General features: G+C 57.4%; 14 protein-coding genes. 13 read left to right on the forward strand and 1 reads right to left on the reverse strand.

Features of this window, described 5'->3' with window-relative positions; all coding sequences use genetic code 11:
• The first annotated feature begins 7 nt into the window (after positions 1–7).
• From NN662_RS20705 to NN662_RS20725, 5 genes are read left to right on the forward strand one after another with little or no spacing between them, the layout of a single operon-like run.
• Positions 8–760, forward strand: coding sequence for an ABC transporter permease (locus NN662_RS20705; RefSeq protein ID WP_261932310.1), 753 nt, complete (start codon positions 8–10; stop codon positions 758–760).
• Positions 757–1,548, forward strand: a complete 792-nt coding sequence (locus tag NN662_RS20710; RefSeq protein WP_261932311.1) for a nucleoside phosphorylase — start codon at positions 757–759, stop codon at positions 1,546–1,548. The genes NN662_RS20705 and NN662_RS20710 overlap by 4 nt, the downstream gene beginning before the upstream one ends.
• On the forward strand, positions 1,545–2,549 hold the full coding sequence (locus NN662_RS20715) for an ABC transporter substrate-binding protein (RefSeq protein ID WP_261932312.1): 1,005 nt from the start codon (positions 1,545–1,547) through the stop codon (positions 2,547–2,549). Before NN662_RS20710 ends, NN662_RS20715 begins: the two co-directional genes overlap by 4 nt.
• Positions 2,550–2,551: 2 nt before the next feature.
• Complete coding sequence (locus NN662_RS20720) at positions 2,552–3,295, forward strand: ABC transporter permease (protein WP_261932313.1); 744 nt, start codon at positions 2,552–2,554, stop codon at positions 3,293–3,295.
• A gap of 7 nt (positions 3,296–3,302) precedes the next feature.
• A complete protein-coding gene (locus NN662_RS20725; protein ID WP_261932314.1) occupies positions 3,303–4,484 on the forward strand; it encodes a phosphopentomutase in 1,182 nt (393 codons plus the stop codon).
• A gap of 114 nt (positions 4,485–4,598) precedes the next feature.
• On the opposite strand, the gene NN662_RS20730 is transcribed toward NN662_RS20725, so the two are convergent.
• Positions 4,599–5,615 (reverse strand): LysR family transcriptional regulator, encoded by a 1,017-nt coding sequence (locus tag NN662_RS20730; protein ID WP_261932315.1) that lies wholly within the window; start codon positions 5,613–5,615, stop codon positions 4,599–4,601.
• 37 nt (positions 5,616–5,652) lie between these two features.
• Here NN662_RS20730 and dctP point away from each other — a divergent pair, with 37 nt between their 5' ends.
• The 8 genes from dctP (at position 5,653) to NN662_RS20770 (ending at position 13,220) form a co-directional block, all read left to right on the forward strand.
• Complete coding sequence (gene dctP, locus NN662_RS20735; protein ID WP_261932316.1) at positions 5,653–6,657, forward strand: TRAP transporter substrate-binding protein DctP; 1,005 nt, start codon at positions 5,653–5,655, stop codon at positions 6,655–6,657.
• A 24-nt stretch (positions 6,658–6,681) separates the two neighbouring features.
• Complete coding sequence (locus NN662_RS20740) at positions 6,682–7,218, forward strand: TRAP transporter small permease (protein WP_261932317.1); 537 nt, start codon at positions 6,682–6,684, stop codon at positions 7,216–7,218.
• Position 7,219: 1 nt separating this feature from the next.
• Positions 7,220–8,503, forward strand: coding sequence for a TRAP transporter large permease (locus NN662_RS20745; protein WP_261932318.1), 1,284 nt, complete (start codon positions 7,220–7,222; stop codon positions 8,501–8,503).
• An 18-nt stretch (positions 8,504–8,521) separates the two neighbouring features.
• Positions 8,522–8,872: a hypothetical protein gene (locus NN662_RS20750; protein ID WP_261932319.1), complete on the forward strand. Its 351-nt coding sequence runs from the start codon at positions 8,522–8,524 to the stop codon at positions 8,870–8,872.
• A complete protein-coding gene (locus NN662_RS20755) occupies positions 8,872–9,855 on the forward strand; it encodes an alpha/beta fold hydrolase (protein WP_261932320.1) in 984 nt (327 codons plus the stop codon). Before NN662_RS20750 ends, NN662_RS20755 begins: the two co-directional genes overlap by 1 nt.
• A gap of 668 nt (positions 9,856–10,523) precedes the next feature.
• Positions 10,524–11,240 carry a GntR family transcriptional regulator gene (locus tag NN662_RS20760; protein ID WP_261932321.1) on the forward strand — a complete coding sequence of 239 codons (717 nt, stop codon included), beginning with the start codon at positions 10,524–10,526 and terminating at the stop codon, positions 11,238–11,240.
• A 2-nt stretch (positions 11,241–11,242) separates the two neighbouring features.
• Positions 11,243–12,277, forward strand: coding sequence for an ADP-ribosylglycohydrolase family protein (locus NN662_RS20765; RefSeq protein ID WP_261932322.1), 1,035 nt, complete (start codon positions 11,243–11,245; stop codon positions 12,275–12,277).
• Positions 12,270–13,220 (forward strand): PfkB family carbohydrate kinase, encoded by a 951-nt coding sequence (locus tag NN662_RS20770; protein WP_261932323.1) that lies wholly within the window; start codon positions 12,270–12,272, stop codon positions 13,218–13,220. The genes NN662_RS20765 and NN662_RS20770 overlap by 8 nt, the downstream gene beginning before the upstream one ends.
• The last annotated feature ends 21 nt before the right edge of the window (positions 13,221–13,241 follow it).

Consider the following 13,241-nt stretch of genomic DNA (forward strand, 5'->3'; position numbering starts at 1 on the left):
AAGGCGATTGAGCGCTTGGGTCGATTATGCGGCAGCGCTCGGCACGCTGCTTGCTGTCTGGTGGATTGCCACCGGGCCAATGGCGCTGCCGACCTACCTCCTGCCTTCACCGAGCAAGACGTGGAATGCGCTGGTGACCATCGCGCTGAATGGCGAACTTTGGATCCATCTTGCCTTCACCCTGCAAAACATAATCCTCGGGCTCTTTCTCGGCTGCGTTGCCGGCGTGCTGATCGCCTATGTCATGACACGTTTCCCGAAACTCGCTATTTGGCTGGACGGGCCTCTGGTCATCCTCCAAACCGCACCGAAAATTGCACTTGCCCCACTCTTCGTCGTCTGGTTTGGTTTCGGTATCCTGTCCAAAATCGTCCTGATCTTCTCGCTCGTTTTCTTCCCTGTCTTTGTGGGGGCCGTTGCCGGCTTTCGCTCACTCGATTCCAAGATGAAAGATCTTTCGCGCCTGCTCGGCCTATCCGACCTTCAGCGCTTTCGGCAGATCGAACTGCCATCTGCCATGCCAGAGGTCTTCGTCGGTTTAAAGATCGGGGCGGTACAGGCGCTGGTCGGTGCCGTGCTCGCTGAATGGATGGCAGGAAAAGTCGGCATCGGATACCTGATGACGTTCGCCGCAGCAACATACAAGACGCCGCTTCTATTCGCAGCGGTGCTGGTAACAGTGCTGCTTGGCCTTCTTTTGCATGTAGTGCTGACCGTATTGGAGAACCGGCTTCTCGCATGGAAGGGTGCTCAAAAATGACCAGCGCCGCCTTTCCCTGGAAGAATGGCCGTCCGCCACATCTGCCCTGCGGTCCCGGGGATATCGCAGAAAATGTCCTGACTCCCGGAGATCCCGACCGGGTCGGTCTGCTGGCCGATATGCTCGAAGACGTCACCGATTTTGGCCGCAAGCGCGAATTTGCAGTCATTACCGGTACATATGAAGGTCAGCGTCTGACGATCTGCTCCACGGGCATCGGCGGTCCATCGACGGAAATCGCCCTCGTCGAACTCGCAATGCTTGGTGCCAAGCGCGTTATTCGAATCGGCGGCATGTCGGCACTTGTCGCAGAATACGAACCCGGCTCCTTTGTCGCAGTCGATCGCGCGATTGGCGACACTGGAACTGCGCTGACATATCGCAAAGCAGGCGGCAAGGCGGTGGCGTCACCACACATTCTATCCGGCTTGATGGAGGCTGCATCTGAACTTGGCCTCACCTGCAGGCCCGGCATGGTCGCCTCCACGGACAGCTATTACCTCGGGCAAGACCGGCGTTATCGCCTAACGGGAGACGATCAGGATTTCGTCCTCGACGCTATCGATCATGTCCAGGCTCTGGGCGCCATCGGCGTCGAGATGGAGAGCGAGATCACGATGACGGTCGGCGCAGCGATCGGCCTCGAAACCGGATGCCTTCTTGGCATCCATGGAAATCGCGCCACCGATGCGTGGCTTGATGACTACGAAAGCACTCAACGAAACCTTCTGCGAATAGCAGGAAGGGCATTTTCCTCCAATAAACGGGAACTCAGGAGAAAATCATGATGCATTTTCGCGTAACCACCGCCGCAAGTCTCGCCGCTCTCCTTACATCATCGATATTCGCGATGTCCGCCCATGCGGCCGACAAGGTCGTCATGCAGATCGACGGTGCCGCAGTGCCGTTCTACGCGCCGCTTTATGCCGGAGTGGAAAATGGTGTATTCGAAAAGAACGGGATCGAAGTGGAGTTTATCTACGCGGCCGCGGCCGATATCCTGACCAATATCGCTGCCGGAAATGTCGATTTCGGATTCCCAAATGGTGACGCGGTCGTTGCCGCTGCCGCCAATGGCCTGCCGGTAAAGGTCGTCCACACGACCTATCAGCGCGGCATCGGCGCCCTGATCGCCAAAGAGTCGAGTGGCATCAAGACCTATGCTGATCTGAAAGGCAAGAAAGTTGCCGTGACCAGCCTGGCGAGCCCGAATTATCTGCAATTGCAGGTCGGGTTGCAACAGGCTGGCCTGTCCATCGATGACGTCTCTGTCGAAGTGGTTGCCACTGGTGCCATCGTGCAGGCCCTACAGGCCGACCAAGTGGACGCAATAGTTTTCTCGGAACTGCGGAAGTACAACCTCGAGGCAGACGGCACCAAGGTTACAATGATCCTGTCGAATGACTTCCTGCCCTCGTTCGGCAACGTCGTCGTAACCAGCGACAAGAAGCTTTCGGAAAATCCCGACCTGGTCAAGCGCTTCACCACCGCCGTCTCTCAATCCTATCAGTGGGTGATCGACGGCCATATCAACGAAGCTCTGGATATCGCGCTCGACAAGTATGCCCCAACCTGGCCAAAAGACCAGAAAGGCATCCTGACGACCGCTTTCGAACAGACCTTCGTTCCCTCCGTCTGGCAGAGCCCGCTCACAAAGGAAAAAGGTCTCGGGGCCGCCGACATGGCCGGCTGGCAGAAGAATGCCGACATCCTCGCCGAATACAAAGTTATCGACAGCGCTCCGAAGGCCGAAGACTTCGTCGTCGACCCTTCCATGATTGGTAAATAGTCATGTTACTGCGTGGCATCGCGGGTCTGTTCGCGACCCTCGTCATATGGACGGCAATCGTCTACCTGTTCAATGTCCCGGCTTATCTACTGCCGGGACCAGTTGCGGTTTTCGATCGTATCGTCTTCCTGTTCGAGAATGCGAAACTCGCCCGGCATATTTGGGTGACACTGTCAGAAGTTATAGGAGGCTTCATCGCAGGAACACTCGTCGGCATCCTCGCCGGCGTGGTGTTCGCTTGGCTCCCAAGAGTGGAACGCTTTGCCACGCCTTTAATCCTGCTCCTACAGACCGCCCCGAAGATCGCGATTGCTCCTCTTCTTCTCTTGTGGTTGGGCATTGGCCCAACCCCAAAGATCGTGCTGATTGCGATCGTCACCTTCTTCCCCGTGATGGCCGGGATGGTCACCGGCCTACGTTACGGCGAAGGCAGCTTTCGAGATTTGGCCGCCGTACTGAAGCTCAGCCCATGGCAGCGGTTTTGCCATATTGAGCTGCCTTCGGCGCTACCGTCGGTTCTTGCCGGCATGGCAGTCGCAACGACGCTCGCGATGACGGCTGCCGTCATCGGCGAACTGATTGGCGCCAACGAGGGGATCGGCTATCTCCTTTCCTCCGGCCAGGAGAACAGCGACACTGCGGTCGTTATCGGGATGGTCATGCTGCTGTCCCTGATCGGTTGGGCATTTTACGAAATCATCGAGCTTATACGGCGCCGTTCTCTAAGCCGCTTCCAGCTGTCTTGAGACGTCCATGACCCGTGTTTTCCTTTGTGTTCTTGACTCCGTCGGTTGCGGAGGCGCGCCTGATGCCTCCGCTTATGGCGACCACGGGGCAAATACTCTGCTGCACATTGCCGAAGCCTGTGCACGCGGCGAGGCTGAGGCCGGCAGGACCGGTGCCCTGGAACTCCCAAATCTCGATGGGCTCGGGCTTGGTGCGGCCATCAAGCTCGCCTCGGGCAATGTTGCGCCGGGACTCACTGCCCTCCCAAAGGCGCAGTGGGGCGTGGCTGAAGAGATTTCCCTCGGAAAGGATACTCAATCCGGACATTGGGAACTGGCTGGGTTGCCAGTAACTCGGGACTGGCACTATTTCCCGAAGACCGTTCCAGCCTTCCCCGAAGACCTGATGGAACAACTGATAGATCGCGCGAACCTCCCTGGTACGCTCGCCAACGTCCACGCCTCAGGCACCGAGGTGATCGACACTTTCGGCCTACAGCACATCGAAAGCGCAAAACCGATCGTTTATACCTCCGCCGACAGCGTCGTGCAGATCGCTGCTCATGAACATCACTTCGGACTACAGCGCTTGCTGGAGACCTGTCGCATAGCGGCTGAAATTTTCCATCCGCTGAATGTTGGCCGCGTGATTGCACGTCCCTTCGTCGGCGAGACCCCGGGCACCTTCAGCCGAACCGCCAACCGCAGGGATTTCGCCATCGCTCCACCGGATAGCACAATTTGTGACCGGGTGATCGCCGCAGGTGGGGCGGTGCATGCGGTCGGGAAGATCGGCGACATTTTTGCCATGAAAGGCATTACGGATGTCTCCAAGGGTAAAGACGATATGGCGCTGTTTGATCATGTGCTCGACTGGTGTGATCGCGCTCGCTCCGGTGACCTGGTCTTCGCCAACTTCGTCGAGTTCGACAGCCTCTGGGGTCATCGCCGCGACGTCTCGGGTTATGCCCGCGCGCTGGAAACCTTTGACACGAGACTGCCGCAGTTGTTGGCGAAGCTGCGACCAGGCGACCTGCTTATCATCACAGCCGACCATGGCAACGACCCGACCTGGCCCGGCACCGACCATACCCGCGAACGGGTGCCGGTGCTTGCAACCGGCCCCCATGTGCCCCCAAAAGCGTTGGGCCAGATTGCCTTCACGGATATTGCCAAAATGGTCGCCACCCATCTCGACTTGCGGGACTGAGCCATTATGCGATGCATGATCGCCAAATGCCCATTCTTACAATCTGGGCGCGAGAAGATTCATCCTTTCCGTTCAGGCGATAGTCTTGGATTGGGGCCATCGACGATCTCGAATCTAGCTAGTGTCGATAATTTCGGCGGGCCATGTCCCGTCCAAGGCGAGTGACTTCGCCAAGGCGTTGATCTCCTCAGCAACCAATTGAACGGTGCGATCCGCCGACGCCGATCTGCGATGGCATATACAAACATCACGCGTATAGGCGGGGCGGAGCGGCGAGCAAGAAACCTTCCCTGCCGCAATTTCCGCATGAAATGCGCTGCGCGCGAAAATACCAAATCCTTCGCCGGAGCTGACCATTTTGACCAGCTGGTGACCGGCATCAATCTCATACTTAATGTTGAGCTTTCGCTTGGCCAGCGCCAGCTGATTTTCCATGTTTTGCCGCAAACCATGTCGAGAAGAGGTGACGATTAGCGGCAGCTGGTCCAGCCTATCCAAGGGGTAAGGCGAAGGAAGTCCCTCAATTGAGTCACAAAGCCCAATCAACATGATCTCTTCGCGCAGCATAGGCCAACTGACGATGCTTTCAGTGCTGCTGCTATTGAAAGTCACGGCAATGTCGAGCTCGCGCCCTTGCAGCCAGTCAAACAGGTAGCCAGACAAAGCCTCCACCAACCGAACGGCTACGCGGGGATACTTGCGCTTCAGGAGAGTGAGAAGCGGATAGGTCAGAACCGTCGCGGCGGAAGGGGGGAGGCCAATCGCAATTTCGCCGTGAGGTTCGTCTTTCACAGAAAGAAGTCTTTGCTCGGCGTCTTCAACCAAGCTGAAGATTTCATAACTGCGCTCAAGCAGGAGTTTTCCCGCTTCTGTGATCTCCATTCCTCGTGGGAGACGATTAAACAAGGTCGCGCCGGTATCGCTTTCCAGACGGCGAATGGTTGCCGAGAGCGCGGGCTGGGCAACACCGAGTCTTTGGGCCGCTTGGGTAATGCTCGACTCTTCACAAACCGCGATGAATGCAGCCAGCCGTGAGAGATCGAATCTGTAAGATAGGTTCCGCATCGTCCCCATAACTATTTTATTATGCCAACATGGAAAACAAATATGAGAAATATCTGAGAGATTCAAATATTCCTTTCAGCAGAATGATCACGGGAGGATGATGATGAAATTTTTGACAGTTCTAACGGCTGCAGGCCTTCTCGCCGGCTTATCAACGTCGGCAATGTCTGACGACTTCACCCTGAAAGTAACTCTGGATACAAGCCCGCAGCATGTCCGCAATGTCTGGCTGAAAGAATTTGCTGCGAAGATAGAAGAAGCGTCGCAAGGTCGCCTGCATTTGACGATCCTCGAGGCCGCCTCGGCTTTCAAGGATGTCGAGGCGGCTGCTGCCGTGGCGCAGGGCAGTATCGATATGGCAATTCCGCAGTATCAGCTGATTTCAAAGTTCGTGCCGGATGCCGATCTCGAGCAACTGCCGATGTTTTACGGTGCACCGCGCGAGAAAATCTACGATGTGATCGATGGTGACGTTGGCAAGGAATTGAACGCAAAGATCGAAGACAAACTTGGGGTAACCGTCATTGGGCGGCCAATCGATCTCGGCTTCGGTACGGTCTTCTCGACCACTACAGAGCTTCACTCTCCGCTTGATCTGAGGGGCCTGAAGGTGAGAGTGCCCGGTGGCCCCGCAACGATAAAGCGATACGAGATCATGGGAGCAGCGCCAGTTCAAGTCGCCTGGCCCGATGTCCCTCAGGCATTGCAGACCGGAACCATCAGCGCTCTGTGGACGACGCAGGAATCTCTCGCCAGCGCGAAATTGTGGGATGCCGGTGTGAAGTATGGCCTGGATGACCGGCAAGCCATCGTCCAATATGTGCCGTTGATGAACACCAGCGCCTGGCAAGCCTTGCCAGAAGAATTGCGATCACTTTTCCAGCAGACGTGGGACGGCATGGTAGATGCCCAACGCGATACGGCGCACCAGCGTCAGGACGAAGCACGCGCACTCAACACCAAGAACGGTATCGCGTCTGTAGAACCCTCGGATGCCGATCTCGCCACTATGCGGAATAAGCTTCTCGAGGCGCAGCCGGAACTGGTTGATACCTTGGGCATGGACCCCGATCTCGTCGCCAAAGCGCGGAAGATCCTCGTGCAATGATTCCGATGAGGGAGGTCGACATCGATGTTGACCTCCAATTTTTCAGTCTTTCATCAAGCACAGCGGGACCTTGTGGTAGCAATGGATAACATTTGGAAGAAAATTAGCGCGGTCGAGAATTCCATCATCGGCATTTTTGCCTTGGCAGCCTGCCTTTTGGTCGTCTCTGAAGCGGTAATTCGCTTTATTTCCCCCGGAAATCTCCCAGATTGGGGTCAGGAAGTCACAATTTATCTCATCGGCTGGGCAATTATGCTTTGTGCCGGGCAGATGGTGAGACAGAATCTGCACGTCGGGGTCGACATCGTATTGCAGACGATACCCATGGCTAAGCGGCGCTACTTCGAGATGTTTACCGCTTTGTTTGGATTGCTCGTGTCGGCGTTCATTGTTTATGCCGGATCCCTGTCCGTTGAATTTGCTTTGCGCTTTGGCGAGCAAAGCGACAGTTCGATCCGTTTCCCCATGTGGCTCTTCTACCTGTCCATACCTTTCGGCTTCGCATTGACGGGTTTGCAATATGCAATCCGATTCATTGCCCTTCTGAGAGCGGAGAGCTGACATGCTGTTGCTCTGCATTGTGGTAGCCTTCATCGTGCTGCTCTTGGCCGGCGTTCCAATCTTCCTTTCCTTGTCGGGCCTGTCGCTCTTTGCATGGTTGATTGATGGCAAGCCTCTCGTCGGATTCGGCCAGCAGTTTTCCAATCATCTCAATTCCTACACCTTGGTCGCCGTACCACTTTTCGTCATCGCTGCGACGTTTATGCAGCGAGGCGGTGTCGCCAAGGCCCTTATTGATCTGGCAGCCTCCTGGGTTGGGCAGCGAAAAGGCGCACTCGCGATCGTCTGCATCATGGCGACAGGTGTCTTTGCGGCTATATCCGGATCGTCCGTCGCCACCGCAATGGCGATTGGAGCGGTACTGGTTCCGGCAATGCAGGATCGCGGCTATCCGATTTCGTTTTCGACCGGCACAATCGGTGCGGGTGGTACACTCGGCATTCTCATTCCTCCAAGTCTGGCCATGCTTATCTATGGCATCATTGCGGACGAATCCGTGCCACGCCTGTTTCTCGCCGGTGTCATCCCGGGCCTGCTTCAGGCCGTGATCTTTATCATCTATATCGTCTGGTTTGCGAAGCGACACGATCTTCCGTTGGAGCCGAAATTGGATCGCGTGGCGTTTTGGAAGGCTCACGTGCGTGCGTTGCCGGCACTGCTCGTTCCGGTGATCATTTTGGGCGGCATCTATTCAGGCGTTGTCACGATTTCGGAGGCTGCAGGGTTGTCTGCCGTCGTGGCCATTCTCGTCAGCCTGCTTTTCTATCGGGACATTGGACTGAAGGACGTGCTGCCGATCCTGGCGGAATCGGTGAGGCAGACGGCTGTGATCATTTTCATCGTTCTGAGCGCGCTGACTTTCGCTCACTGGCTGACTGCCGCCGGCGTGACGCAGATGTTGGGTCAAGCGGTGACCAATGCAAACCTCTCCGCTTGGCAATTCCTGATCGTGGCGAATGTGGTGATGTTCATTCTGGGCATGTTCCTGGAGGTCATCTCAGTCATCTTGATCTTTGTGCCGCTGGTGATCCCGATCATTCATCACCTCGGAATAGACCCGATCCATTTCGGTGTCATCCTCGTCATCAATATGGAGATCGCTTTGCTGACGCCGCCGGTCGGGCTCAATCTCTACGTGCTGCAGTCAATTGCAAATACCCCTCTTGCAAATGTCATCAAAGGCGTGGGCCCTTACATCGTCCTGATGACTGCACTGTTGGCGCTCATCACATTCGTACCGGAAATCTCCACCTGGCTTCCGGCTTTCGTATTCAACAAAAACTAGCTTTTGCAGGGAATTCTCATGCCCGTCGTACAGGTTATCATTGCACCGGACATCGTAAGGGAGGCGGCTGCGAAGGCGGCTGAGGTAGGAAGCATTATCGAACAGCAGCTGGTTCGGTTGCTGGGGGCCTCTCCCCTCAAGGTTCAGATATCCATGGTGGCAGCAATTGCTGTGCCCAAAGGCTATCCCATATCGGTCGTTGTTAATCACCGCGCATCCGATGAACGCACCAAGGCTGACCGTGATGATCTGGCGCATCAAATAGCATCACGGCTTCATGATCTCCTTGATGTCCCAATTCGTGTCCGCGTCATCGCAATCGATCCCATGCAAATTGCCGCCAGCGATATTGGTGAGGTCAAGTGGTGATGAGTGCACAGCCAATTGTACTCAGCGAAATCTCCTCCTTCCACATTGGTGGCGGGATCAGAAGACTCGAGGGCCAACTGAAACGTGAAGTCAAGGTATCGACCAACGGCGAAGCCAGGATGGTTGATCTCAACGGCGGTTACCATGTGGGCCAACTTTATGCACAGCACTTCAGGCAGGCCGCTCCGAAGTACAAGCTGCCGGTTCTGTTTTGGCACGGTGGGGCTATGTCGGGTGTAACTTGGGAAACGACTCCTGACGGGCGTCCGGGATGGCAGAGTTTCTTCCTTCGCCAAGGTTACGACGTGGTCGTATCGGATGCCGTGGAGCGCGGTCGCGCTTCTTGGGCACCGTTTCCGGAAATATATGAAACCAGTCCGCTTTTTCGGACTCAAGAGGATGCGTGGACACTGTTTCGCATGGGTTTAATGGAAGGTTACCACGAAGATCCTGCGCAGCGACACGGCTATGAAGGGCAGCGCTTTCCTCTTGAAGCTTTTGACAAGCTTTCTGCCCAATTTGTAGCGCGCTGGACTACCAACAACGAGCGAACGCTTGCCGCTTATGAAAAATTGCTAGACCGGGTGGGTCCTGCGATCATTATCGCCCATAGTCAGGGTGGATGGTTCGCACAACAGATCGCGGCGCAGAAGCCAGAGCATGTCGCCGCAATCGTGGCAATCGAGCCGGCGGGCGCTCCGACATTAAACGGCGTCGAGTTCGAGAAGGCCTCCCGAGTGCCTCATCTCTACGTCTGGGGTGATTATTGCGACGATCATGCTGCATGGAAGGGTTATAAAGCGAAGGTTCTTCAACACTGCGAGCTTATGCGCGACCGTGGTGGCCGAATTTTTCAGCTGGATCTACCTAAGGAAGGCATACGGGGCAATTCTCATATGCCGATGATGGATGACAACAGTGATCATGTGGCAACCTTGGTCGCCGATTGGCTTCTTAAGGAAGCAAAGTTGATCAGTGAATAGTTCGTAACCCGGAGGGCCAGACCCTAAAGACGGGGCCGCTGATCCATGTCATCAGCCCCGAGAACTCCCACTGGGCGGGGCGGCAAAAGTGCCTGGAACGCTGCTCGATCCGGCGACCAAATACCAAGGGTTCGACGTTCGACAATTACGTCCCGGCGACCCAAGCCGCCCTCGACGGACAGGGAGTAATGCTCGGCTGGCGCTCTGTCACGGGGGAGTTGGCGCGGATGGAAGCTTAAGGGCATGGCTAGACGGTGAAATCGATCTCGGCACCGCCTACTATCTTATCGAATCCGAATGGCGCTCACCAGCGGCCGTCGTCTTCACGGAATGGCTTTACTCTCGCTACTCTCTTTCTTCTGCACCGGAGATACTCGAACGCGGTTAAGGCAACGCCACCGCCTTCACTTATCCAGCCGCGCAAGCCAGAGATCCCCGATCGAGAGAAAGCCAATTCGGAACCTCGGTCTCCGTGTTTGGTTGACAGTTCACCAGAAAGTATTCGGTTCTCACTTGGGAAGGGTTGATCGCCGCTTCCATGGCCGCGAGAACGTTCCCCACATTTCTGAGAGCAGGATTTTTCCGATTGACGAATGCATCCAGGCATGGAAGTCTATGAACAGGTTTGAACAGGTTCATTAAACAAGTTGATCCCAGGATGATGCGCGATGAAAGTCAAACTTGAACCTGGCGTGGCCAAGCCACAGCAGATCGCCAGCGTGTTGGAAGAGGAAATCCGCTCCGGCAGACTGGCCTTCGGCGATCGCCTGCAGAGCGAGAACGAGCTTGTCCGGCGGTTTTCGGTGAGCCGCAATACGCTTCGCAAGGGATTGGAAGAACTAAACAGCCGCGGTCTCATCACCACCAAGGTCGGGATCGGCTCATTCGTGACCTTCAACGGAAAGACCATCGACGATGCAGCCGGCTGGTCGAGAGCCCTTGCCGATGCCGGAGCGCAGACCGAAACGCGCGTCCTGCGGATAGAGATGCTGCAGGACCCCGACCTTGCGGAACAGCTTTCAATCAAAGACGACACCTTCATCGCCGTCGATCGCCTGCGCCGGCTGTCCGAGGGACAGGTTCCCGTCTCGCTCGAGCGGAGCCGTCTGCCGATGCTTCCGGAACTGGAGAGCGTCCCGCTAAGCGGCCTCAAGTCGGGCTCGCTGCGGGAGACATTGCGCGTCGCGGGGCTCATTCCGACGAACGGCGAAGAGTGGGCCGATATCGCCCTGCTGTCCGCAGACGATGCCGCCCTTCTCGAATGTGCCGAAGGTTCCGCCTTTTTGCGGACAAGACGCCTGTCGCGTAGCGCAGACGGCCGCCCGATCGAATATGTCACCAGCCTTTTGAACCCCACATATTTTGCACTTCATCTGGAATTTTGAGCATGACGGTATCCCGCGAGAAGATGGTCGATAGAGCAGTAGCGGCACTGACAGGCGGCGCAATCGGCGACGCCATGGGAATGCCGACACAACTTCTCTCGCCGCAGCGGATTGCCGAAATCTACGGGTACGTCGAGAGCTTTGTCGCGCCGAGCGCCGACCACCCAGTTTCCCGGGGCCTTGCGGCCGGTACGATCACCGACGACACGGAGCAGACCCTGCTTCTTGGCGACGTTCTTCTCCAGTCCAAAGCCGGTTTCGATCACAGACTGTGGATCGATGCGCTGCTGTCCTGGGAAGAGAGCATCCGCGCCCGTGGCGGTTATGATCTCCTCGGCCCTTCGACCAAACGCGCCATCGACGCGATCAATGCCGGCGTTCCGCCGGAACAAGCAGGCCGATATGGCGATACGAACGGTGCGGCCATGCGCATAGCACCCGCCGGCATCATGCTGCCGCCGTCAAGCGAACTATTGCAGACCGTTGCCGAGACGTGCCGCTCGACCCACAACACCTCGATCGCCATTGCCGCCGCGGCGGCCGTCGCCACCGTCGTCAGCTGCGGGCTGGACGGCGCTGGGTGGCGTGAAGCCATACCGTCCGCACTGGAAGCCGCGAAGGCTGCGGAAAGCGAAGGAGCCTGGATTGCCGGCGGACGCATTTCTGCGCGGATCGCCTGGGCTGTGTCCCTGGCCGAACAGGCCCGAACCGCAGCGGATATCCAAGCAATGTTCGATCTCATCGGCACCAGCGTCGCCTCGCAGGAATCCGTTCCGGCCGCCTTCGCGGTGCTGGCCCTGGCTGATGGCAATTGCTGGAAGGCGGCCGTCATCGCCGCCAATCTCGGCGGCGACACCGACACGATCGGCGCCATCGCCTGCTCCATGGCGGGCGCCTGCGATGGTCTCTCGTCGGTCGCGGACGACTTGATTGCCGCTCTCAAGGGGTTCGATCCGGAGAAGGCCCGCTCACTGGCCGAGGCCCTTGTCGATCGTCGCCTGGCACTGGCCGAGGGCGGGAAGGTGCGGCATGGCTGAACCCCGGCTATTTCATATCGGCAGCGCCGTCGTCGATTACGTCTATGAGATCGACCGATTGCCGATGCCCGGCGAAGACCTCTTGGCGTCAGGCTTTTCGGCCCTGCCGGGCGGAGGCTTCAACATGCTGGTCGCGGCGCATCGAAGCGGCCTCCACTGCGCCTATGCCGGCAAGATCGGGTCGGGACCCGTAGGCGCGCTCCTCGCAGCCGCATTCCAGGCGGAAGGCATCGATTGCATCCAGACCAGAGCAGCCGGCACGGACACCGGCACCTGTGTGGTGCTGGTCACCGCAGACGGGGAAAGAACCTTCGTCTCCCGACAGGGGGCAGAGGCCCTCCTAGAGGCCGACGATCTTCGATCCATCGGCTCGAAAGCCGGAGACTGGTTCTTCACCTCCGGATACACGCTCGCCTATCCGGAATGCCGCGACACCCTGGCAGAATTCATAGAAGGCCTGCCGGGCGATGTGACCTTCATGTTCGATCCCACCGGCGTGGTCGACCATATCCCGGAGGATATCCTGGCACGGGTCATGAAGCGCGCCGACTGGCTGACCTGCAACCGTGCGGAAGCAACGGTAATCGCCGGTGAAGCCGGTCTGGAGGATCTGGCGGCAAGGCTGCTTGAACGATCCTGTCCGCATGCGAAAGGCGTGATCATACGCTGTGGGGGCGATGGCGCGCTGCTTGCGTTGAGAAACGAGCAACCCGCCTTTGTTCCCGCCTTCCGGGTCCACGTGGTGGACACCAATGGCGCCGGTGATGTGCATTCCGGCGCGATGGCCGCAGCGCTTGCCCGCAATGAGCCGCCCGTGAATGCCCTGCGCATTGCCAATGCCGCTGCCGCCATCTCGACAACCCGCCGCGGCGGCTCGAATGCCCCATACAGACAAGAGGTCGAAGAATTCCTGCAACGTGCCGGGGAACCCATAATCGACTGACAAAGAAGAAGAACAGGCACA

It is taken from the genome of Rhizobium sp. NRK18 (assembly GCF_024385575.1).
Classification (GTDB): Bacteria; Pseudomonadota; Alphaproteobacteria; order Rhizobiales; family Rhizobiaceae; genus JANFMV01.

What these genes read in the sequence shown, in the direction of transcription:
- NN662_RS20745 (WP_261932318.1), top strand. Translation starts at nt 7,220, where the DNA reads ATGCTGTTGCTCTGCATTGTGGTAGCCTTCATCGTGCTGCTCTTGGCC.
- NN662_RS20710 (WP_261932311.1), top strand. Translation starts at nt 757, where the DNA reads ATGACCAGCGCCGCCTTTCCCTGGAAGAATGGCCGTCCGCCACATCTG.
- NN662_RS20760 (WP_261932321.1), top strand. Translation starts at nt 10,524, where the DNA reads ATGAAAGTCAAACTTGAACCTGGCGTGGCCAAGCCACAGCAGATCGCC.
- NN662_RS20720 (WP_261932313.1), top strand. Translation starts at nt 2,552, where the DNA reads ATGTTACTGCGTGGCATCGCGGGTCTGTTCGCGACCCTCGTCATATGG.
- NN662_RS20725 (WP_261932314.1), top strand. Translation starts at nt 3,303, where the DNA reads ATGACCCGTGTTTTCCTTTGTGTTCTTGACTCCGTCGGTTGCGGAGGC.
- NN662_RS20750 (WP_261932319.1), top strand. Translation starts at nt 8,522, where the DNA reads ATGCCCGTCGTACAGGTTATCATTGCACCGGACATCGTAAGGGAGGCG.
- NN662_RS20770 (WP_261932323.1), top strand. Translation starts at nt 12,270, where the DNA reads ATGGCTGAACCCCGGCTATTTCATATCGGCAGCGCCGTCGTCGATTAC.
- NN662_RS20715 (WP_261932312.1), top strand. Translation starts at nt 1,545, where the DNA reads ATGATGCATTTTCGCGTAACCACCGCCGCAAGTCTCGCCGCTCTCCTT.
- NN662_RS20765 (WP_261932322.1), top strand. Translation starts at nt 11,243, where the DNA reads ATGACGGTATCCCGCGAGAAGATGGTCGATAGAGCAGTAGCGGCACTG.
- NN662_RS20740 (WP_261932317.1), top strand. Translation starts at nt 6,682, where the DNA reads ATGTTGACCTCCAATTTTTCAGTCTTTCATCAAGCACAGCGGGACCTT.
- NN662_RS20755 (WP_261932320.1), top strand. Translation starts at nt 8,872, where the DNA reads ATGAGTGCACAGCCAATTGTACTCAGCGAAATCTCCTCCTTCCACATT.
- dctP (WP_261932316.1), top strand. Translation starts at nt 5,653, where the DNA reads ATGAAATTTTTGACAGTTCTAACGGCTGCAGGCCTTCTCGCCGGCTTA.